Raw genomic sequence first — 20,693 nt, 5'->3', positions numbered from 1 at the left:
TGGGTCATTCGTTTATACGTATGCGAACACGATATCTGTCAACTGTAATTATTACTTTTTTTTCAAGAATGTCTTTATGCTTTTCTATTAATCGCAGTAGTATTTTCCCCTGGTCTTTGGCGGGAATATCTACCAATCTTATTATTGCCGGGTGAGGTTTATTATAGATAAAAATAAGTTCTCCAAAATCCTTATCTGCTGTAACCAGTATCAGGTTTTCATCAAGCGCCCTCCTCATAATCACTTCGTCTCCAGGATCCTCACCACCCTCAGGTATCCATAAAGCATTATAATTTGCGCTTCTTAGATCTCTTACCGCAAAACTTGAAATACAACTGTCAAGTAAAAATTGCATGGTCAATTCTTTACCAGGGCTGGTTCAATCCTATCATGAGCAACCATTCGATATGCATAGATCAAACATGCCTGGATATCTTCTTTTTCCAAAAAGGGATAGCCTTCTAATAGTTCTTCAATTGTTGAACCGCTGGCAAGCATTCCAAGTATATGTTCAACAGCTATCCGCATTCCGCGAATAATTGGCTTTCCGTTGAAAATTAAAGAATCGAAGGTAATGCGTTTTAAGAGTTCTTCGTCTTTCATAATTTTCCCCCAAATTTAAAACTGTTCAAACTGACCTTCAAATAGTCATTATATATGTTTAAAAAACATTATTATACCGTAACCGGATTTTTATGGTATCGGAATTATAAGAGTGAAACAAGGCCTTTTCTCGTATTAATCAGGAATAAAACATTTTTCTTGTAACGGCAAGGCATGCCTTGCTATTACAAATCATAGCCCCTATAGGTAATTTTTTTCCCAAAAAATTAAAATGTTCCCGGTATCGTGTTATTCATAGACAATCTCCACTTGTTCAATGTACTGTGACATTGCGTGAATCCATTTCTGCATTTCTGCTACGTGTCTGTTTTTAGCGCTTATTTCAAGGAATTTCCCCATGTCGGTAAGTTCGTCAAAACCATAGCCTCCGCTTGCCCCTTTTAACCGGTGCGCCAGTGTTTCGATTGTTTTGTAGTCTGTGTTCTGTAATGCGGCAGTCATCGTCATTATATCGCTTCGTACGTCTTCAATAAATTCAGGAGTAACATTTTTAAATATCGGATTAATTGAAACAAATAATTTATTTTCAACAGTAATTTCATTCGTAACCTTACCTGCTGAAAATGCCGCTTTTTCTCCGTCTGTCGCCGGTGTGTAATTTGCATGCAAAGGGACATATTTATGTATGGCGTCGATAAGCGTTTGTTTTTTTATTGGCTTAATCAGGTGGCAATTGCACCCGGCGTCGATGCTTTTTTGTTCATCTCCTTTAAATGCATGAGCTGTTAATGCAATAACAGGCGTTGCTTTCAGCCCGAGTTCCATTTCGTATCTTCTTATTTCCCTTGTTGCGGTATAACCATCCATTACGGGCATTTGTATATCCATTAATACAAGATCGTACTTTTCGTTTTTAAATTTTTCCAGACATTCAAGTCCATTTTCCACCACGTCCACTTTAAAGTTTGTTTTATTAAGATAGGCTTGTATCAGTACCCGGTTGTGATAGTAATCTTCAACCAGCAAGAGCTGCCGGGTGGGAACGCTTTCAGGTATTTGAATAACGGTGCGAGATGCCGGCCCGGTAAACGGTATGGTCTTTTGTGGGTCTATGACGGCGTTAATGCTGGTGAGAAGGTCATGTCTTTTGATGGGTTTCACCAGATATGTGGTTATTCCTAATTCTTTTGCCCTTGCCACATCCCCGCTTTTATTGTCAGAGGTGAACATCATAATAATCAGACCGGCAAGCTCCGGATCGTTCTTGACGGAACGCGCAATCTGAAACCCGTCCATGCCGGGCATGCGACAATCAAGGAGAAGGAGGTTGTAAGGTGTTCCGGCGTTCCTTGCCCGTTTGAGTTCGTTTATACCATTTTCTCCGCCTTCTGCTTCGGCGACGGGAATATCCCATCCGTGCAGCATATCACGTAATATCATGCGGTTTGTGGCATTGTCGTCTATTATCAGGACGTAAGGTTTTTCAGCGCCCGATAACGGTATTTCTTTTTGTTCCTGAGGTTTAGGATGAACATCAAAGGTTACGGTAAAATAAAAGGTGCTTCCTTTGCCCGGGGTGCTTTCTACCCAGATTTCTCCATCCATTAATTCAACCAGGCGTTTGCAGATTGCAAGTCCCAGCCCTGTTCCACCATATTGGCGCGTAGTGGAAGAATCCACCTGTGAAAAAATATTAAAAATAATACTTTGCTTTTCTTCCGGAAGGCCTATTCCGGTATCAGAAACCAAAAAAAGCAGCATGCCTTTTTTGCCGGGCAGTTTATTACGTTTTCCCGTCAGAAGAATCTCTCCTGTCCTGGTAAATTTAATGGCATTTCCAATTAAGTTTGTTAGTATCTGATGCAAACGCACCGGGTCGCCGATGAAAGAAGTAGGAATATCCTCGGCTAAATGGCAGTTCAATTCGAGGCCTTTCTCGTGGGCGCGGAACGCCATGACTTCGCACGTCTTTTCTATTTGTTCACGCAGATTAAATTCAATGTGTTCAATGGTGATTTGCCCTGCCTCTACCTTGGAAAGATCAAGGATGTCGTTGATTATCTGGAGGAGATTTTCCCCTGCGTTGCGGAACACCTTAACGTATTCAGACTGTTTGGGCGTCAACATTGTTTCCCATAATAAGTCTGACATGCCTATAATAGCGTTCATGGGGGTGCGGATTTCATGACTCATGCTGGCGAGAAATTCGCTTTTGGCATTATTGGCGGCGACTGCTGCTTCCCTGGCTTTTTCCAGTTCCGCTTCAATCCGATGGCGTTCATCGATTTCCTGCTTTAAAAGGTTATTTGATTTCAGCAGTTCCGCCGTCCGTTCTTCCACCCGCATTGCCAGCGAATGGCTGTAATCTTCCAGTATTTCATAGTAATTCTTTAGCTCCTTTGACATGATGGAGAATGTTTGTGCGAGCACGCCGATTTCATCTTTCGAGTTAAGGATGCTGTTTTCTGAAACGGAAAAATTTCCATTTGCAAGTTCTTGTGCCATTTGCGCAAGTTTTATAAGCGGTTGTGCGAGCCGGGAAGAAAGAAAAAGCACCAGGCATGAACCGATCGCAATAAAGACGATAGTCGTCAGACCGGAACGTATTATAATGTTGAATATCTGCTCTTTAATTTTGTGGCGTGAAGCGGAGAGTATCTGGTAGAGGTTTTCCAGTGAATATCCGAGCCGCAATGCTCCCCACTGATCAGCGCTGACGTGAATGGGCACGATAAATTCCATATAGGGTGTCCCGTCTTTTTCAAACTCATTGATGGTTGCATTTTTTTGAGCTATCGCAAATGTATCGTCACCGCCTGAGAGGATACTGTCATTCAGTTCTGGTTTTAATGTGTGAATGAGTGCAAAACCTTTTAAATCGGCGAGGATGATATATTTCAAATCGGTATTTTCCCTCACGGCTTTATTAGTCTTGCTGAAGATATCAAGGAGGTTAAATGATGCAAGCGCATCTTCCACCTGAAACGCCAGATTGTCGGAAAGGGTTTTTCCCTGCTTGCGCAGATTATCCTTTATTAACTCAATCCGTTGTTCAAGTTCCCCTGTCAATATTTCCTTTTGAGAATAAATCTGAACAAGGGTCAATATTGTCAGAAGACCAATAATCAACCCCAGCATTGTGATAAGGAGTTTCCATTTTATACTGTTTCTTGTCCGGATATTCATTGTCATATGTTATTTATTCAATAAACTCATTCACAGAGGAAAACGCCTTTGTATTCAGTTTTATGCCATACAGTTCCAGTTTTTTAACGTTTATGGCTATATAAGTGCCCGCCGGATTTTGTACCTTTTCGACAGCGCCCTTGTTTGATAAAAGATTTTGCGCTATTTTAGCGGCTTGTTTTCCCATTGTGGCGACATCCGCCGAAATAATAAACGATGCGCCGAAATCTGTAAAGAGTTGGTCATAGGAAAAGACAGGTATTTTTCTTGCATCGCATTGAGCAAAGATTTCTTTCACCTGTGCCATACCGGAAAGAATAACGGGGTCTGAAATTAACCAGAGTGCATCAACCTTTGGCAGTAGGTAGTTGAGCGCATTGTTTACCTCCTTTTCTTTTGCGATAGACTTCCCTATAATTTGGATTCCGGCTTGTTTGGCTTCGGTAACCGCTGCCCCGAACCATTCTTTATTGTGGTTTTTGCTATAGAGAATGCCCACCGTTTTTATGTCAGGAAAGAAATAGCGGTACATCATTGCGTTTGTAAGGGGAGGTACTTCGCTGGCGATAACATATGTTTTGTCGGTTATCGCGAAACGCTGCCAGTTAATACCCAAAGAGTAAATGATATTGGCGTCTTTCGCAACCCTGCATGCCAGAAGGTAAGCCTTTGAACCTATAGAAAAAATCATATCGGGGTTTTTGTTTAATAGCGTTTTTTCTAAGGCCTTTTCATCAAGCCAGTTACTCCCTATATCAATTTCTGCAACTGCGCCATCAAAATGAGTTTTAAATACGGTTTGTATCATGGAATATTTTTTTACCGACTCATTGGAATTGATGATCAATGCCCCGCATTTTTCGTCTGCCGGTAACATACCGGCCAGAAAAGCCGTCGCAACCAGCAGCATCGAAAGCGTGATAAGGAGAACCCTTTCAGCCGCTTTTTTACGTGCGCAGTTTTTTATCTTTTTTGCCAGATTTTTAACCGTTATGATCATGAAATACTTTCTATATGTGGTTTCTCTCTCTTCTTCAGGTAGGAGGGTTCTACCCGTTAACGCAATAACTCCAAATCACTTTCATCGGGCATTTTCCAGCCATCAATTCCAAACATCTGAAGATTACTTTTTCCCTCAGGCGTTTCCCCCATAGTTTTAATTATTTCCAGCAACTCCGTCGTCCCCTTACCGTATTCTGTCGGTATTGCCACAACCGGGAGCAGGGATTTTTCATTTACCGCAAGAACGGAAAGGTTTTTATATAATCCATTATTTATGTCCGCAAGCATCTCAATGCTGTATTCAGTGGTCAATGCTGCCTGGACGAGGCCAAAACCAACAGAGATAAGCGCATCAATATCCTTGGGAACATTGAGAATTTGAAGTGTTTCCGGAATGTTTTTGTCATTTCCAGTCAGCATCGACTGGAGAAATTTTACCGTGTATTCTTTACTGCCTGAAGAAGCAACGCTGCTGCCCTTCAGCATTGACAGGGAATCGATGTTTTTCTTGGCGATAAGCACCTTTTTTTGTATAGAATTGCCATCTAATGTGCCAATGAGCACGGGATTAAGAGAGGTAAAATGCCTTAATTCTTTATAATACCAGCTTGAGAGGATAAAAATGCAATTATGCTGACCTCTGGTTTTGTTCTCAAAAGTTTTTCTATCGCTGAAGGGTTGAAACTGGTATGGGCCGATCTTTTTTAAGTACAGGTCGAATTTTGTTTTCAGAGAGGCATAGTTGTCGATATTTGATTCCGGGTTATAAAAATATATCGTACACTTTGATTCGCCAAAGGCCGTAAGCCCGGTGTGAAAAGGTATTAACAGAAGAAAAATTAACAATATCAGATAAATAAGGGATGCTTTTACGGAAAAAAGAAAGGAAGGTTCTCTGGTAATCGTTATTTGCAAAAAGGCAGATTTGATCATGTAGCGTATTATAAAATTTTAGACGGGGGCATTCCCGATTTTTTTTAATAAATAATTATTTGGGCTTAAAATTGCCCCATGCTTCCCTGTCAGCGTGCATGGGTGTATAGAGGCAGGCTGCCTGCCTGGATATTAAATATTACAACCAGGATGCTTGTGTTACATGGAAATAGACGCTTTTGTAATAATACATCAGAATCTCCATGTTAATTTTGCATACACAGCGCGTTCTATTTCGGTAGGCGCTACCGATCTGGCATTGTATTCAAGGTGGTTATCGTCAAGTAAATTTGTTCCCACGAGGCTTGCTTCAAGGTATTTTGTGATGTGCCATCCGAGTCTGACGTCAAAACGAACATAGTCATTAATATTTCTGTCAAGACTGGTAAAACTGTCAACATAAAAGAGGGCTGCGTCGAGTTCCATGTTGTGCGGCAGGTTTAATAATGAACGGATATTGAATTGACTATGAGGGTCTGACAGGGGATCAGTTGAGGTAAAATTAGTAGAATCAATATCAAAATAGGTATAACTTTGGACTAATCTCCATTGATTGGTTATTTGCCAGTTTAAGGTTGTTTCTATGCCATAACTTTCTACGTCAAAAATATTTTCAAACGTTTCGTCGTTAACATCGTTTATTATGCTGTCGTACATGTTGTAGAACGTGGCAATATCCAGTGAAAGTTTTTTTGAAAACTGAATGCGGTATCCTATTTCATAGGCCAAAAGATTTTCAGCATCCAGGTCATCGTTGCCGGTAAAGTAATAATAGGGTGAATAATCAATTATTATATCCGATTCAACACGGGAAGGGGTTCTCACCGCTCGTGAAACGGCAGCCCATACCGTTTGGGTATATGTAAATGCCCAGAGTACCCTTAAACTTGGTTGTATTTCAAACCCGGTGTAATCATTGTGCTCAAACTTGGTTCCGAAGGTAACCTTCACCGTATCTTCGAAAAAGGAAAATTCATCCTGCAGAAACATGCTGAATAAGTTGTTTTCCCTGTTTTGAGGATCAAGCAATAATCCGTCATCGTCTTCGGTGTCGTTCTGCGTGTAACGATATCCAAGTCCCCATATAAATTCATTCCAGCCGGTAAGACGCAAACTATGTTGAAAATCAATGTCAAAGGTGTCGCGTTCTTCCTCAATGCTTGTAGTTATGCGGTTCGTTCTGTCATAATATATCTGCAACATCATGTCTGAAGTGTCCGAAATGGCATGTTTCCAGTTGGCCCGTAAATTACCGCCTGATACATAGATGTCAGAACTCTGTCTGAAATTATTCCTTTCGCTTTCATCACCCGTGTAAATATCGCCTTGAAATGTTAACACATCTTTACTTGAGTAATCCCAGTCAACCCTGAAACCGGCACGTGCAGACTCCCAGCTATCGTTTGCGCTGTCACCTGATTCAAGAACGAAATCGTCATGGTTGAAATATTTTGAATAGATGCGGAAATAGGCATTCCCGCCTATCTTGCTGCCATAGCGAAGCCCTCCCATGCCCCGTTCTTCGCTGCCTGCACTTCCAGTGAAGAGTCCGCCCTGGGTGTCTTTTGCGCTTTTTGTGATGATGTTTATAATTCCGTTAACGGCGTTGGCGCCCCACAACGCGCCTCCAGGACCTCGGATAACTTCGATACGTTCTATATCTTCCAGCATTGTGTCCTGAACATCCCAGTATGTTCCCGAAAACAGGGGGGTGTAAACTGTGCGTCCGTCAATTAAAACAAGTAATTTATCGGCATACCGGTTATTAAAGCCCCTCATCGTTATTGCCCATTTATTTGCATCAATCCGTGCAACGTGTACCCCTGGCGCCATCCGGAGTACTTCAGGAATACTGTTTGCGCCTGAACGGCGTATATCTTCCTGTGAAATGACAAAGACTGCCGCAGGTGTTTCTGAAACTTTCTGCTCACGGCGTGATGCGGTGGAAACAACACTTTCTTCCTGCAACCATTTTAACTCTTCCATAAATTGATTTTGCAATATCGATTGTTGAGATATGTTATCTTCGGGTAGCGCTGATTGAGGGGGGAAGGCAGCAAACAGGGGCAGAATAAAAAGAAATAGGATAATCGTATTTTTCATTGTTAATGTTATTAATGTTTATTTTTCATCCATTATGATTTCAATTTCTTTCTCTTCTGCTTCACCAAGTTCTACCGCTGTCTTTGATTTTTTATAGCCGCTTCTCCTTGCGATAATTTTGTAGGAACCGCCTTTTAAATTGGTAAATTCAAAGTAACCGTTTTCGTCTGATTTTGTTTTCTTTTTTGTTTTGCTTCCCTTTTTCAGCCGCAGCTTAACTTTTTCCAGTAGTGTTCCTTCAATGTCAATTATCGTACCGGAGATGTTGCTGTTCTTCGTAGAGGGATACAAGTAGGTAATCCCATCCATGTCGTCCTGGTGCAGCGTCCTTTGGCTGGTATCGCCGGCGAAACCATAGCCATACATCGTCTTTTCAGAATCGCTGTTGCTATAAAGATCCGCCAAACTGAGGGAGTGACCGAGTTCATGCGTGCCTATATTCTGCACGTCAAATTTGTCTGACGAGCCGTCTGTGCTCCAGGTATTTTTGGTGTTAAAACGTATATCGCTGTCAAACATTTCTCCGGACGTATAAAACCAGAAAGAGTTTTGCCCCAATACCCCTTCTTCCTTAATAGTTCCAAAATCAATAATATTAATGCCGTCTGGTTCGCCGTGGTTTTTTTTTGAGGTTGTGCCACCATCAATGAATACAAATGTAGATGTGTCAACGTCTGTCCATGTCTGCATTGCCGCCAATATAGCGTCAAGGCTGCCGGAAGGGCCGTCAGTAGTGTTGATAAGATACGTTACCGTATCTTTTTTCCATTTTATTTCTTTTCCTTTATTTGTGGTACTGACTTCAAAACCATATATTTTTAAACCGCAGAGATTTAATGCTATGATTATGATAAAGGGAATAATATAGTTCCATCTTGTTTTTGTCATAATTATCCGACTCCTTTACTCTTTTTTTAGTATAACTATCCTTCTGCCCTCTCTCTTTAATCTGCCTTCAGCGAACAGGCGGATTGCTTCAGGGTATGCGGTACATTCTTCCTTAAAAACCCGTTCAGCAAGTGTATCCGGCGTGTCGTCGTCAAATACGGGCGTAGTCCTCTGTATGATAATGGGGCCATTATCATACACGTTATCCGCAAAATGTACGGTACACCCGGATACTTTTGCGCCATACCCGATAACCGCCTCATGCACTTTATGCCCGTAATATCCATGTCCGCAGAAAGCTGGAATGAGGCCGGGGTGGACGTTCATTACCCTGCCGGAATATGTATCCGGAATTTTATATAAATGCATAAAACCCGCAAGGGTGATTAGCTCGATAGGGTATTCCTCCAGTTTTTTGGTAATTGCTTCGCTAAACGAATTGACGTCTTTGTATGAAGAACGGGAAACTACTGCAGTAGGAATAGCATTTATCTTTGCACGTTCCAGCCCTTTTGCATCAGGGTTGCTGCTGATGACTATTTGAATCTTAGCAGGCAACGAGCCAGACTTTATGCAGTCGATAAAATTTTGCAACGTTTTACCGTTGCCGGAAATTAAAACAGCGATACTTATGATTTTTCTCATGGGTTATACGCAATAATAGTTGACAAAAAAAATATGTTTTGCTATGATTTCCGCTTTCCAAGATTTCAGCTTTAGAGATAAGAATTTATACTTATATACAAAGATTAGGTTATATATGTCAAAGATAATTACTGAGAAATCAAAAAAGGCGTTTCTGGATGCGCAGAGTGTCATACCTGGCGGAGTAAACAGCCCGGTGAGGGCTTTTGGTGGCGTGGGCGGCACGCCTATCTTTATAAAGTCCGGTTCGGGGTGTTGCCTTACCGATATAGACGGCAATAGGTATGTAGATTATGTTGGTTCATGGGGACCTCTGATTCTTGGCCATGCTGACCCGAGAATTGTAAAAAGGGTAAACGAAGCGGTTGCGAATGGCACCAGCTACGGCGCTCCAACGGAACTTGAAATACAACTGGCAAAACTTGTGAAGGAAGCGATGCCGTCTATCGAAAAGATCAGGATGGTGAACTCCGGCACAGAAGCAACTATGAGTGCAATCCGTCTCGCCAGGGGACATACAAAACGCGATGAGGTTATTAAGTTCGAGGGTTGTTACCATGGGCATGTGGATAGTTTGCTGGTACAGGCCGGTTCCGGCGCCACAACATTAGGCATGCCAAACAGTCCCGGGATTCCCGGCGATTTTGTAAAACATACCATTTCCCTTCCCTACAATAACATTGATGCGGTAAATGAGGTTTGTTCCAGGAGAGGTAATGAAATTGCATGTATTATTGTGGAGGCAGTCGCCGGAAACATGGGCGTCGTTCCGCCGGCGAAGAATTATCTGGCAGGATTAAGGGAAATAACGAAAAAATATGGTATTGTCCTCATCTTCGATGAGGTAATGACCGGTTTCAGGGTTGCGCATGGCGGCGTGCAGGCGCTTTACAACATTACACCTGATCTGACTACGCTGGGGAAGATTATAGGGGGAGGGCTTCCTGTTGGTGCATACGGCGGTAAAAAAGAAATTATGGATGGCATATCTCCTGTAGGCCCCGTGTATCAGGCCGGTACCTTATCAGGTAATCCCGTAGCGATGACTGCGGGGATTGCTACTTTGGAAATATTAAAAGACAATGCTGTTTATAAAGGCTTGGAAGAAAGGTCAAAACAATTAGCGGCTGGTATGGAGAAGGTATGCAATGATGCCAATATTCCTGCATATCATACCAGGGTAGGGTCTATGTTGTGCACCTTTTTTACAAGCAAACCGGTGGTTGATTATGCTACTGCAAAACTATGCGATACTGGCAGATACGCAAAGTTTTTTCACGGTATGCTTGAGCGTGGATTTTACTTTGCCCCTTCGCAGTTTGAAGCGGTTTTTGTTTCGACCGTGCATGGCGAGAAAGAGATAAATGATACCATTGCCGCGTTTGGCGAAGTGGTGAAAACGCTATGAAAATCTTTATATGCGGTTATATCCGAAAATCAAAGAGTTGGGAAAAAAGGTTTTGATATGACAAATGTAAATGACGACGCGAAAGTGATATTGGAACGGATAAGTTCTATGTGTTTAAATGCCGAGTCTGTTTTAAATTTGTGCATGCTGGGGTTCTTGAAAAATAAAGTGGAATTGCTTGATGATGCACAGAGAATCAGCAGATTGGTGCATGACGAAGAAAATGAGACGGTAAGCATGTTAAGCGGTGTTAATAAAAATGACGAATCTGAGAAAAACCGGTTTAAAACTCTGGCAGTCGTAGTGGGACATATAGAGATGGCCACGGATGTAATGGATAACATGATACGTCACATTCGGGTCAAAATAAATGAGAAATTACTCTTTGGCGATAAGGCTGCAAATGAAGTGACACAATTATTTAAAGAGACATTGGATGTGTTAAAAACTGCTAAGGATGCTATTTTGACAAAAAATGAGTTGTTGAGAAAACATGTGTGCGATAAATATGATAGCATAAGCAGGCTTGTTTGCGATTATTCAGAAGAACATGAAGAACGATTGATTATGGGGATATGTCAGCCGAAAAGCGCCTCTTTGTATTTAAATATTGTCGATTCACAATCAAAAGTGGCAATGCACATTAAGCAGGCGATAGAAAGATATTTTTCCCAATAGGAGCTATCTTGTTTTTTATTAAGAAAGACCCTGAGACATACAGAATAATAGGTCTGGTTGGGAGTTTCGGATTTACAACGGCGGGCGCTTTGGCCGGTGGATATTTCCTGGGTACTTATGTTGACAAAAGATATGGAACCGCTCCATGGTTTCTAATGATTTTTCTGTTTTGGGGTGCTATTGGCAGTTTTATTAACTTTTTTCAAGTAATAAAAAAAATATCTGATGAAAACGAGAACAAGTCTGCAGGACGAGAAAACTGATACTCTTTCTCTGGATGAAGGATTTCCCGGGAGAGTCTTCCAGATGTCATTTTATTTATCGCTGATTATAATAGCGGGTTCGTTTTCTTATATGTCCGCAAAATTGACGTTAAGTGTTGCAATAGGGTGTTTCATTAGTTTGTTGTTGTTTAAAATGTCGTGGTGGGGAATACGTTTTGGTGTTGAGAAAAAAAGGGCGCAAATAAAGGGGTTTATCCTCAAGGTGAGTATTGCGAAGTATTTCATAGCGGGGGGGATGCTTTTTTTTGCATGCGTCTTTTTAGAGGTCAATATAATCGCTCTGTTTATAGGACTAAGCATGGTAATGGCCGTAATAATGCTGAAAATATTGGGGAGCTTGTTCGTAAGGCAATTGAACAATAGGGTAAAATTCCCTTACGAAAAGGTGAATGGTTAGTATCTTGTCAGATTAGTAATTTCTTTGCATTTTTTGGCAAAATATTTAACGGTGAAATTGGTCAATTATAAGCTTGTGCCGTTTCTTTAATCTCTGGAATCGTTCGGCTGAGCTAACGACGAAATCGGTATAATCTGTGGTTTCTCTTTCGTATTTCGCTTTTAGTGCTTGTTTGGTTCTGGCTATGCCAGCTTAGGTTTAAAATAGAATTCATATCGAAAGGAGCAAGGGAGAGTGTCTGCTGAAGGTCACGGCGGCGATGGTGGTACTTCCACCGAATTGCCATCATTTTTAGATTTTATTCCATCGGACGCACACAGTCAGTTTTTTGGTTTGACAAAACATGAGTGGGTACCGATAGTGATGTCTGCGTTGATAATCATTTTTCTGGGACTATTTTCCCTTCTGGCAACCCGGAAATTACGGATGGTGCCCGGGAGGATTCAGTCCCTGTTGGAACTTATAGTTGAAGGGCTGGAAAATTTTACAAAATCACAGATGGGGCGGGTGGCAGAGCGTTTTATACCTTTTATTGGCACGTTCTTTATTTATATATTTTGCATGAACATGTTGGGGCAGATACCCCTGTTCCATTCACCTACGAGTAATTTAAACACAACAGTTGCACTTGCGCTTATTGTTTTCTTTGCAACGCAGTATCAAGGGATAAAGAGCAAGGGAGTTTTTGGTTATCTTAAGCATATGGTGGGTAAACCTGTATGGCTTGCACCACTTACCTTTCCGCTGCATATAATGCAGGAAGTGCTTTCCCGTCCCCTGTCGTTATCCATGCGACTCTTTGGAAACATCCTGGGTGAGGATACGGTGATTGCGATATTTATCGGGTTTGCTCCCTTTCTGCTTGGTTTTATACCGTTACCGATACATCTGCCAATGGTATTTCTTGCTTTACTTGGAAGCACTATCCAGGCGATGATTTTTGCGCTTCTGGCGAGTTTTTACATTGCAGGGGCTATTGGCATCCACGATGAAGAAGAACATCATTAAGTTAATCTGCAACTGCGCAGTGGGTTCTGGTTTTCATTTTTTATCTCTCCAATAAGAGTTTGATGCTATTTTTAAATGGTTCAAATTTTCAATAAAAGGAGTAGTGAAATGGATTATTTTGTAGCATTAGTGATTGGAATTCCTGTAGTTGCAGTTGCAGCGTTTGGTTGTGCTCTCGCTCAGGCAAAAGTGGTGAGCAGCGCCGTTGAAAGTATGGCGCGGCAGCCTTCGGTTGCGGCGAAGGTGCAGTTGGCAATGATAATCGGAATTGCCTTTATTGAGTCTCTTGCGATTTATTCTCTAATGATATCGTTTATGCTGTTTGGAAAACTGCCTAAATCTGAGGAGGTTCTTAAAATATTCAGGAAGAATACTTCAAACGAAGAATTACTTTCGTCTGCCGCGGGGATAGTTCTTCAGTTGAGCGCGAAATAACGGGTATTTTCTGCTTCTTATCGCGCTCTGCATAGAGTGTTTTGTTACATAAGATGAATAGTATAGTGCGGGAAAAAGAGGAGAAGAAAGTTGTGCTGCAATCAGAAAAAGATTGCGATTGAAGTTGGTGATATCTGTATTTTAAATTACTTTTTTTAGAAGGAGGGGTATAGGTGGTATATTTTGCTTTATTAGCTATTGCAGTGTCATTATTGGCTATCGCTGCCTTTGGGTGCGGTATTGGACAGGGAATTGCAGTTTATGGTGCGGCAAATGGTATGGCCAGACAGCCTGACATGGCGGGGAAGATACAATTGGTTATGTTTGTTGGTCTTGCGTTTATTGAATCTCTGACGATTTATTCATTGATGGTGTCTTTTATCCTTCTTGGAAAATTGCCGAAGACGGAAGCTGTTTTAGAGGTAATTCAACACGCTATCAAGTAAGAATTGATGTAGGAGGAGATTTCATTGGACATTTTAAATACCCTTGGAATAAATTTTAAGTCTGTTATAGTCCAGGGCGTTGGGTTTTTAATACTGCTTTTTGTTCTCAAAAAGTTTCTTTTTGGTAAAATATCGGCTCTCATGAAGGAGAGAAGCGAAGGGATAAAAAGCAGTTACGCAAAGATAGAAGGGGATAAGTCCGCTGTCGAAAAGATGAAAATCGACTATCAGGTGAAACTCGCTGAAGTCGAAACTGCTGCGGCAATGAAGATTCAGGAAGCGATCGATGAAGGGGGGAAACTTGGCGAAGGGATTGTAAGCCGTGCGCAGGATGAAGCGGAACTGATTCGTTTGAAGGCGCAGGAAGGCATTGAACAGGAAAGGAAAAAGGCCCTTACCGAAATCAGGAACCAGGTGGTTTCCCTTTCTATGCTGGCTTCTTCTCGTATAATTCAACAGTCCATCAATCAGCAGACTGCGGAAACGTTGGTTGATGATGTGATTAAAGATATGGAGGGGCTGAGTGTTAGATAAGAGCGTTGCGGTTACCTTTGTGAATGCGCTCCTTGAAGTGGCGGCCGATAGGGATTTGCTAGGACAGATTGAAAAGGATCTCGATCTGCTTTCTGATACAATGACAAGGCATGCAGATTTTAAGAAGATGCTCCTGCACCCTTCCATAACACATAAGGAAAAAAAAGATACTATCAAAGCGGTGTTTGGCGAATACGTTTCCGGACTGATGATTGATTTTTTGTATTTATTGGTAGATCGCAGAAGAGAGGCGCTTTTGGACGTAATCCCTGATGTGTACCGAAAGGTTGTTGATAAGAAAAAAGGAGTGGTCAGGGCAAAAATACAGGCTGCAATACCTATAGTTGGCGAGAGACTGGAAAATCTCAGGGCAGGCATAAAAAAACTCACCGGGAAAATTGTGGAGATCGAAGTTGTTGAGAATCCTCAAATACTGGGTGGACTTGTAGTTGAGATTGAAAATAAAATGATTGACGGCAGCGTTGCTAGCCGATTGAGAAATTTAAGGTCGAAACTTATGGAAATCAGGGCAAATTAATCATGGCCGCTTGGTGGTTTCTTAAAGTTGGAAAGTCAGTACGGTATTATATGCTTGGCCAGGTTTGTTTCGTGTCAGGTGTAAACTTGCCACATGATTTTAATGGTTTATACAGGAGTAGATGTATATGGCGTTAGGGGATATTGCTTCAATCATAAAAAGAGAAATTGAGAGCTACGAAGAAAAGTTAAAGTTAGAAAATGTCGGCTATGTGATGCAGGTCGGTGATGGCGTTGCCCGTATTTACGGTCTTGATGAATGTATGTCAAACGAATTATTGGAGTTTCCGGATAATGTATATGGCATTGCCATGAATCTGGAAGAGGATAATGTGGGCGCAATTTTGCTTGGTTCCGAGGATAAAATAAAGGAAGGCGATATTGTAAAAACTACGGGAAAAATTGTTCAGGTGCCGGTGGGCAAGGCGATGTTGGGGCGTGTAGTAAATGCGCTGGGCCTGCCGATTGATGGAAAGGGTCCGATCGCTACCGACGAATTCAGGCCCATTGAGGGAAATTCTCCGAACGTAGTGGAAAGACAGCCTGTAAAAGAACCTTTACAGACAGGTATAAAGGCGATTGATGCAATGATTCCCATAGGAAGAGGACAGCGCGAACTGATTATCGGCGACCGGCAGACCGGGAAAACGGCGATTTTGGTGGATACTATTATCAACCAAAGAACATCAGGGGTGTACTGTATCTATGTGGCAATCGGGCAAAAGATGTCGACGGTTGCGAGTGTAGTGAAGACATTGGAAGAAAATAATGTGATGGACAACAGCATTGTTGTCGTTGCATCTGCCGGAGATCCTGCTCCATTGCAATATATAGCGCCCTATGCAGGTTGTGCTATGGGAGAATATTTCAGGGATAACGGCATGCATGCGGTTGTTATGTATGATGATTTATACAAGCACGCGATTGCATACCGACAGATTTCTCTCCTTTTAAGACGTCCACCGGGGCGGGAAGCATTTCCGGGAGACATTTTTAATTTGCATTCACGTTTGCTTGAAAGAGCGGCGAAATTGAACGATGAGCTTGGTGCTGGTTCTCTTACAGCCTTGCCAGTGGTAGAAACACAAGGCGGTGATTATTCTGCTTATATTCCGACAAATGTTATTTCCATTACAGATGGACAGATTTATCTTGAAAGCGATTTGTTTAATGCCGGCGTAAGGCCAGCGATTTCTGTAGGGTTGTCTGTATCCAGGGTGGGAGGAAACGCACAGATACCGGCAATGAAAAAGGTTGCAGGCATGTTGCGGCTTACGTTGGCGCAATACAGGGAAATGGCTTCGTTTGCGCAGTTTGGTTCGGAATTGGATAAATTTACCCAGGCCCAGATCGCAAAAGGTGAACGACTGGTAGAAATCCTGAAACAGCCGCAGTATGAACCCGCTTTGGTGGAAGATCAGGTTATGGCTATTTTTGCCGGAATAAACGGTTTTTTGGATGATATTCCGGTTGACAAAATAAAAAAATTCGAGAAAGAATTTCTTGCTTTCATGAAGCAAAAACACGCCTCGATAAGTTTGGAAATTAACGAGAAGAAAAAAATCGACCAGGAATTATCGTCGAAGCTGGAAAACGCTATCAGGGAATTTAAGCAAATTTTTGACAAGAAGGGTTAGCGGATGCAGAGTACGCGTGAAATTAAAGAGAGAATCAGAGGCATTTCAAGCATAAAACAGATTACACGGGCTATGGAAATGGTAGCCGCCAGCCGTTTGAAAAAAGTGGAAAGCAGGGTGCACGCATCGAGAACTTTTGCAGAAAAACTTCATCAGATGGTAAGTGATTTAATTTCTTCTTTGCCGCAGGAAAGTGCTTACCGCTGGTTTGCTAAAAAAGAAAGCGTAAATTCTCCGGTAAAAGTTATGCTGATCACTGCGGATAAGGGACTATGTGGTGCATATAATAATAATATTATTCAAAAAACAGTGAGATTTATTAAGGAAAACAATCGGCAAGTAAAATTAATCCTTATAGGGAAAAAGGCGAATCTGTATTTTTCGAAAAGAAGAGACGTCTATTCTATCGAAGAGTCTATCCCTGAAAGTGTGGAAAAACTGGGTTTGGATTGGGTTAAATCCTTTGCTGCAAAATTAATCCGGGACTATAATAATCTGGAGTATGGAGAGTTGCATGTATTTTTTACCAAATTTCACACCGTAATGCAGTCGTTTCCTGCAAGCATCCGCTTGTTTCCTATTGAAAAGGAAGGATTTGGCGGGGAAGGAAGAGAAAAAAGGGAGTATATTGTAGAGCCTTCCGTCGAAGATATTCTCAATAATATATTCCCTAAATATATCGAGACGCAGATTTATCAGTGCATTTTAGAATCGCTGACATCTGAATTTGCCGCCAGGAGAGTTGCAATGATTGCCGCTACCGAAAATGCAGGGGATATGATAGATAACTTGACGAGCATCTATAATAAAGCAAGGCAGGAGGCAATTACCAAAGAATTGCTCGAGATAGTTTCAGGTGCTGAAGCCTTGGCATGATATATAGTCATCAGGCAGGATATCATTTTATTTAAGCGGCTTTCAGGTATTCGCTGATAGTTATTGGATAGAGAGACATACTTTTACCGAACTATCTGTTTTCGACAGAGGAAATAATGGAAGGAGTGGATATATAAGTGGTAAATATAACTGAACGTAATATTGGACAAATTGTACAAGTAATCGGACCTGTAGTTGATGTGAGATTCCAGCCGGGAAAATTGCCGCCAATCAAAAGCGCGGTCAGTATTAATGATGTGAAGAAAAAGATTTCTGTTGTTGCCGAAATTGCCCAGCATCTTGGAAACGATACGGCACGATGTATTGCAATGTCTTCCACCGACGGACTTGTAAGAAGCATGGAAGTGTTAGATGACGGCGGTCCCATATCGGTTCCTGTTGGAAAAGAGGTGCTTGGAAGGATTTTTAATCTGTTAGGAAAGCCTATTGACACCAAGGAAGATTTTGAGGCGAAAAATTACCTGCCCATTCATCGCGCCCCGCCTTCATTTGAGGAGAGAGAGACGACTACCACCGTTTTGGAAACAGGCTTGAAAGTTATTGATCTTCTTGCCCCATTTGCCCGTGGTGGAAAAATCGGGCTGTTTGGTGGCGCCGGGGTTGGAAAAACGGTGCTGATTATGGAGCTTATCAGAAGTATAGCTACGGAGCATGGAGGTTATTCCGCTTTTGCGGGCGTTGGTGAAAGGACGCGTGAAGGGAATGATTTGTGGCTTGAAATGAAAGAGTCGGGGGTTATCGATAAGACCGTTCTTGTTTTTGGTCAGATGAATGAACCGCCCGGGGCAAGATTAAGAGTCGCATTGACCGGTCTGACCATGGCAGAATATTTCAGGGATGTTGAGGGACAGGATGTCCTTTTGTTTATTGATAATATATTCAGATTCGTTCAGGCGGGCTCTGAGGTATCTGCCCTTTTAGGCCGTATGCCATCTGCTGTAGGTTATCAGCCTACCCTCGCTACTGAAATGGGCGATTTGCAGGAAAGGATTACTACTACGAAAAAAGGTTCTATCACTTCATTGCAGGCGGTGTATGTTCCTGCAGATGATTTTACCGACCCTGCTCCTGTAACAACATTTCCCCACCTGGATGCAACTATTGCTTTATCAAGACAAATTGCTGAACTGGGTATTTATCCCGCTGTTGACCCTCTGCGATCGACTTCGAGGATACTGGATCCAAGAATATTGGGGCAGGAGCATTATGAGGTCGCAAGGGAGGTGCAAAGGATATTGCAGCGCTTTAAGGAATTACAGGATTTCATTGCGATTCTTGGCATGGAAGAACTTTCGGAGGCCGATAAAGTATTGGTTGCCAGGGCAAGGAGATTGCAAAGGTTTTTATCTCAGCCTTTTTTTGTTGCAGAACAGTTTACCGGCACGAAGGGCAAGTACGTGCCATTAAAGGAAACCATACGCGGTTTTAAAGAGGTAGTGGAAGGTAAATATGACAACTTACCGGAACAAGCCTTCTATATGGTAGGGGGTATTGAGGAAGTGGTTGAAAAAGCAAAGCAAATGGGTGGTTAAGCATGACAAAAACGTTTGATTTAGAGATTATAACTCCGATGAAAACAGTATTTAAAGGTTTGGTAAAGAATATAACCGCTATGGGAACACAAGGTTCATTTGGAATATTGATTGACCATGCACCATTTATTACTGAATTACAGACGAGTATCCTGACGATAAAGGACGAAAAAGACTCCACGGTAAGCTTTGCGGTTGATGGGGGTTTTTTTGAAATGGTTGCGAATAAAGCAATCGTACTGGCTGATTCGTGTGTTACAAAAGAAGAAATAGACATTGTGAAAGTTCGGGAAGAGAAAAGATCTGCGGAGGAGGCATTGAGCAAAGAAGAAGCCCGTGGACAAAAAGAACACGTTATGGCAACGCTGAAACGTGCGGAAACATGGTTGAGTCTTGCGAATAAATAAGAGAAATCCATGTAGAGACGCATTGTATGCGTCTCTTTGTGGAAACATGGCTGAGTTCTGCAAACAAATAAAAGCAGGGTAAAGATTCCCAGGTGTGGTTTTAGACCGGGGCTGATTTTCTGGAGCAAATTATGGCAATACTGATAACGGGTGGCGCTGGATTTATCGGGAGTCACTTTGTCCGCCGTATGGTTAAGCATAGCCATGTCGTAGTGCTTGATAAATTGACTTACGCGGGCAATCTGGAAAATCTAAGAGATATTCGCGAAGACAGGGAACTATCCGGTTATTTTAAATTCTATAAGGGCGACATTTGTAATCAGGAATTAGTTGACCATGTAATGTCCACCGAAAAGATTGATGTAATTGTCAATTTCGCAGCGGAAACACATGTTGACCGTAGTATACTCAGCGCTGGTACGTTTATAGATACTGATATAAAAGGGGTATTCGTACTGCTGGAAGCTTCACGCAGATACACCATTAAGAAGTTCATTCAAATATCAACGGATGAAGTGTATGGCACCGCTTTCCATGATGCTTTTAAAGAAACCGATTCGTTAAACCCAAGCAATCCATATGCAGCCAGCAAGGCGGGGGGGGATCGCCTTGCATTTGCTTACTGGAATACCTACAAACTGCCAATTATCATAACCAGGGCGTCCAATAATTACGGACCTTATCAACATCCGGAAAAGTTTATTCCGCTTTTTATTACCAATGCAATTGAAGGGTTAAAACTTCCGTTGTATGGCGATGGAAGGCAGGAAAGGGACTGGATTCATGTGGAAGACCATTGCGCTGCTATCGATTTTATCATTGAAAATGGGAAAGAGGGCGAAGTCTATAATATTGGCGGTGGAAATGAAAAACAAAATATAGATACGGCGTTATTTATATTAAGCGTACTTGCTAAAGATAAAGGTATGATAGAGAGCGTAAAAGACAGGGAGGGACATGACCGGCGCTATGCTCTGGATTGTACGAAACTGAAGTCTTTAGGATGGAAACCACAGATAGATTTTGAGGAAGGTCTGAGAGACACAATAAAATGGTACGAAGAAAATGAGCAATGGTGGAAGCAAATAAAGAATGGTGAATTTATGAAATACTATGAAATACAATATAACCACAGATTTGCAGGGAAAAATTAACATAAAAGCTTCGGGATG

Annotated in this window: 22 protein-coding genes; 14 read left to right on the top strand and 8 right to left on the bottom strand. The window is 41.9% G+C overall.

Features of this window, described 5'->3' with window-relative positions; translation table 11 throughout:
- Positions 1-4: 4 nt before the first annotated feature.
- The 8 genes from KSMBR1_RS00690 to purN form a co-directional block, all read right to left on the bottom strand.
- Complete coding sequence (locus tag KSMBR1_RS00690) at positions 5-355, bottom strand: DUF5615 family PIN-like protein (protein WP_099323600.1); 351 nt, start codon at positions 353-355, stop codon at positions 5-7.
- A 2-nt stretch (positions 356-357) separates the two neighbouring features.
- Positions 358-603 carry a DUF433 domain-containing protein gene (locus KSMBR1_RS00685; RefSeq protein ID WP_099323599.1) on the bottom strand — a complete coding sequence of 82 codons (246 nt, stop codon included), beginning with the start codon at positions 601-603 and terminating at the stop codon, positions 358-360.
- 249 nt (positions 604-852) lie between these two features.
- Positions 853-3,750: a hybrid sensor histidine kinase/response regulator gene (locus KSMBR1_RS00680; protein WP_169702776.1), complete on the bottom strand. Its 2,898-nt coding sequence runs from the start codon at positions 3,748-3,750 to the stop codon at positions 853-855.
- Positions 3,751-3,763: 13 nt separating this feature from the next.
- The gene (locus KSMBR1_RS00675) at positions 3,764-4,750 is read right to left on the bottom strand and encodes an ABC transporter substrate-binding protein (RefSeq protein ID WP_099323597.1); all 987 of its coding nucleotides are present in this window, start codon (positions 4,748-4,750) and stop codon (positions 3,764-3,766) included.
- Positions 4,751-4,806: 56 nt separating this feature from the next.
- Positions 4,807-5,685: a PhnD/SsuA/transferrin family substrate-binding protein gene (locus KSMBR1_RS00670; RefSeq protein ID WP_099323596.1), complete on the bottom strand. Its 879-nt coding sequence runs from the start codon at positions 5,683-5,685 to the stop codon at positions 4,807-4,809.
- Positions 5,686-5,877: 192 nt separating this feature from the next.
- Complete coding sequence (locus KSMBR1_RS00665) at positions 5,878-7,671, bottom strand: TOL_0244 family TonB-dependent receptor (protein WP_164994912.1); 1,794 nt, start codon at positions 7,669-7,671, stop codon at positions 5,878-5,880.
- Between the two features lie 135 nt (positions 7,672-7,806).
- Complete coding sequence (locus KSMBR1_RS00660; protein ID WP_099323594.1) at positions 7,807-8,676, bottom strand: carboxypeptidase regulatory-like domain-containing protein; 870 nt, start codon at positions 8,674-8,676, stop codon at positions 7,807-7,809.
- Between the two features lie 15 nt (positions 8,677-8,691).
- Entirely contained in the window at positions 8,692-9,321 is a 630-nt protein-coding gene (gene purN, locus KSMBR1_RS00655; protein ID WP_099323593.1) for a phosphoribosylglycinamide formyltransferase, read from the bottom strand.
- Between the two features lie 124 nt (positions 9,322-9,445).
- On the opposite strand from purN, the gene hemL reads away from it, so the two are divergent.
- The 14 genes from hemL (at position 9,446) to rfbB (ending at position 20,675) form a co-directional block, all read left to right on the top strand.
- Positions 9,446-10,729 (top strand): glutamate-1-semialdehyde 2,1-aminomutase, encoded by a 1,284-nt coding sequence (hemL, locus tag KSMBR1_RS00650; protein WP_169702778.1) that lies wholly within the window; start codon positions 9,446-9,448, stop codon positions 10,727-10,729.
- 57 nt (positions 10,730-10,786) lie between these two features.
- A complete protein-coding gene (locus KSMBR1_RS00645; RefSeq protein ID WP_099323591.1) occupies positions 10,787-11,407 on the top strand; it encodes a Na/Pi cotransporter family protein in 621 nt (206 codons plus the stop codon).
- Between the two features lie 8 nt (positions 11,408-11,415).
- A complete protein-coding gene (locus KSMBR1_RS00640) occupies positions 11,416-11,670 on the top strand; it encodes an AtpZ/AtpI family protein (protein ID WP_157775583.1) in 255 nt (84 codons plus the stop codon).
- A complete protein-coding gene (locus KSMBR1_RS00635; protein ID WP_099323589.1) occupies positions 11,633-12,088 on the top strand; it encodes an ATP synthase subunit I in 456 nt (151 codons plus the stop codon). Before KSMBR1_RS00640 ends, KSMBR1_RS00635 begins: the two co-directional genes overlap by 38 nt.
- A 234-nt stretch (positions 12,089-12,322) precedes the next feature.
- Complete coding sequence (atpB, locus tag KSMBR1_RS00630; protein ID WP_099323588.1) at positions 12,323-13,096, top strand: F0F1 ATP synthase subunit A; 774 nt, start codon at positions 12,323-12,325, stop codon at positions 13,094-13,096.
- Between the two features lie 108 nt (positions 13,097-13,204).
- A complete protein-coding gene (gene atpE / locus KSMBR1_RS00625) occupies positions 13,205-13,531 on the top strand; it encodes an ATP synthase F0 subunit C (RefSeq protein WP_099323587.1) in 327 nt (108 codons plus the stop codon).
- A 173-nt stretch (positions 13,532-13,704) separates the two neighbouring features.
- Entirely contained in the window at positions 13,705-13,977 is a 273-nt protein-coding gene (gene atpE / locus KSMBR1_RS00620) for an ATP synthase F0 subunit C (protein WP_099323586.1), read from the top strand.
- 24 nt (positions 13,978-14,001) lie between these two features.
- The gene (gene atpF / locus KSMBR1_RS00615) at positions 14,002-14,511 is read left to right on the top strand and encodes a F0F1 ATP synthase subunit B (protein ID WP_157775577.1); all 510 of its coding nucleotides are present in this window, start codon (positions 14,002-14,004) and stop codon (positions 14,509-14,511) included.
- Complete coding sequence (gene atpH, locus KSMBR1_RS00610) at positions 14,501-15,049, top strand: ATP synthase F1 subunit delta (protein WP_099323584.1); 549 nt, start codon at positions 14,501-14,503, stop codon at positions 15,047-15,049. The genes atpF and atpH overlap by 11 nt, the downstream gene beginning before the upstream one ends.
- A gap of 121 nt (positions 15,050-15,170) precedes the next feature.
- Positions 15,171-16,685, top strand: a complete 1,515-nt coding sequence (gene atpA / locus KSMBR1_RS00605) for a F0F1 ATP synthase subunit alpha (RefSeq protein ID WP_099323583.1) — start codon at positions 15,171-15,173, stop codon at positions 16,683-16,685.
- Between the two features lie 3 nt (positions 16,686-16,688).
- Positions 16,689-17,561 carry an ATP synthase F1 subunit gamma gene (atpG, locus tag KSMBR1_RS00600; RefSeq protein ID WP_099323582.1) on the top strand — a complete coding sequence of 291 codons (873 nt, stop codon included), beginning with the start codon at positions 16,689-16,691 and terminating at the stop codon, positions 17,559-17,561.
- A 137-nt stretch (positions 17,562-17,698) separates the two neighbouring features.
- Positions 17,699-19,114: a F0F1 ATP synthase subunit beta gene (gene atpD, locus KSMBR1_RS00595; protein ID WP_211436038.1), complete on the top strand. Its 1,416-nt coding sequence runs from the start codon at positions 17,699-17,701 to the stop codon at positions 19,112-19,114.
- A 2-nt stretch (positions 19,115-19,116) separates the two neighbouring features.
- Positions 19,117-19,521 (top strand): ATP synthase F1 subunit epsilon, encoded by a 405-nt coding sequence (gene atpC / locus KSMBR1_RS00590; protein ID WP_099323581.1) that lies wholly within the window; start codon positions 19,117-19,119, stop codon positions 19,519-19,521.
- A 131-nt stretch (positions 19,522-19,652) separates the two neighbouring features.
- Positions 19,653-20,675 (top strand): dTDP-glucose 4,6-dehydratase, encoded by a 1,023-nt coding sequence (rfbB, locus tag KSMBR1_RS00585; RefSeq protein ID WP_099323580.1) that lies wholly within the window; start codon positions 19,653-19,655, stop codon positions 20,673-20,675.
- Positions 20,676-20,693 lie beyond the last annotated feature (18 nt).

Source organism: Candidatus Kuenenia stuttgartiensis (genome assembly GCF_900232105.1).
Classification (GTDB): domain Bacteria; phylum Planctomycetota; class Brocadiia; order Brocadiales; family Brocadiaceae; genus Kuenenia; species Kuenenia stuttgartiensis_A.
This window is presented reverse-complemented; position numbering and strand designations above follow the sequence as displayed.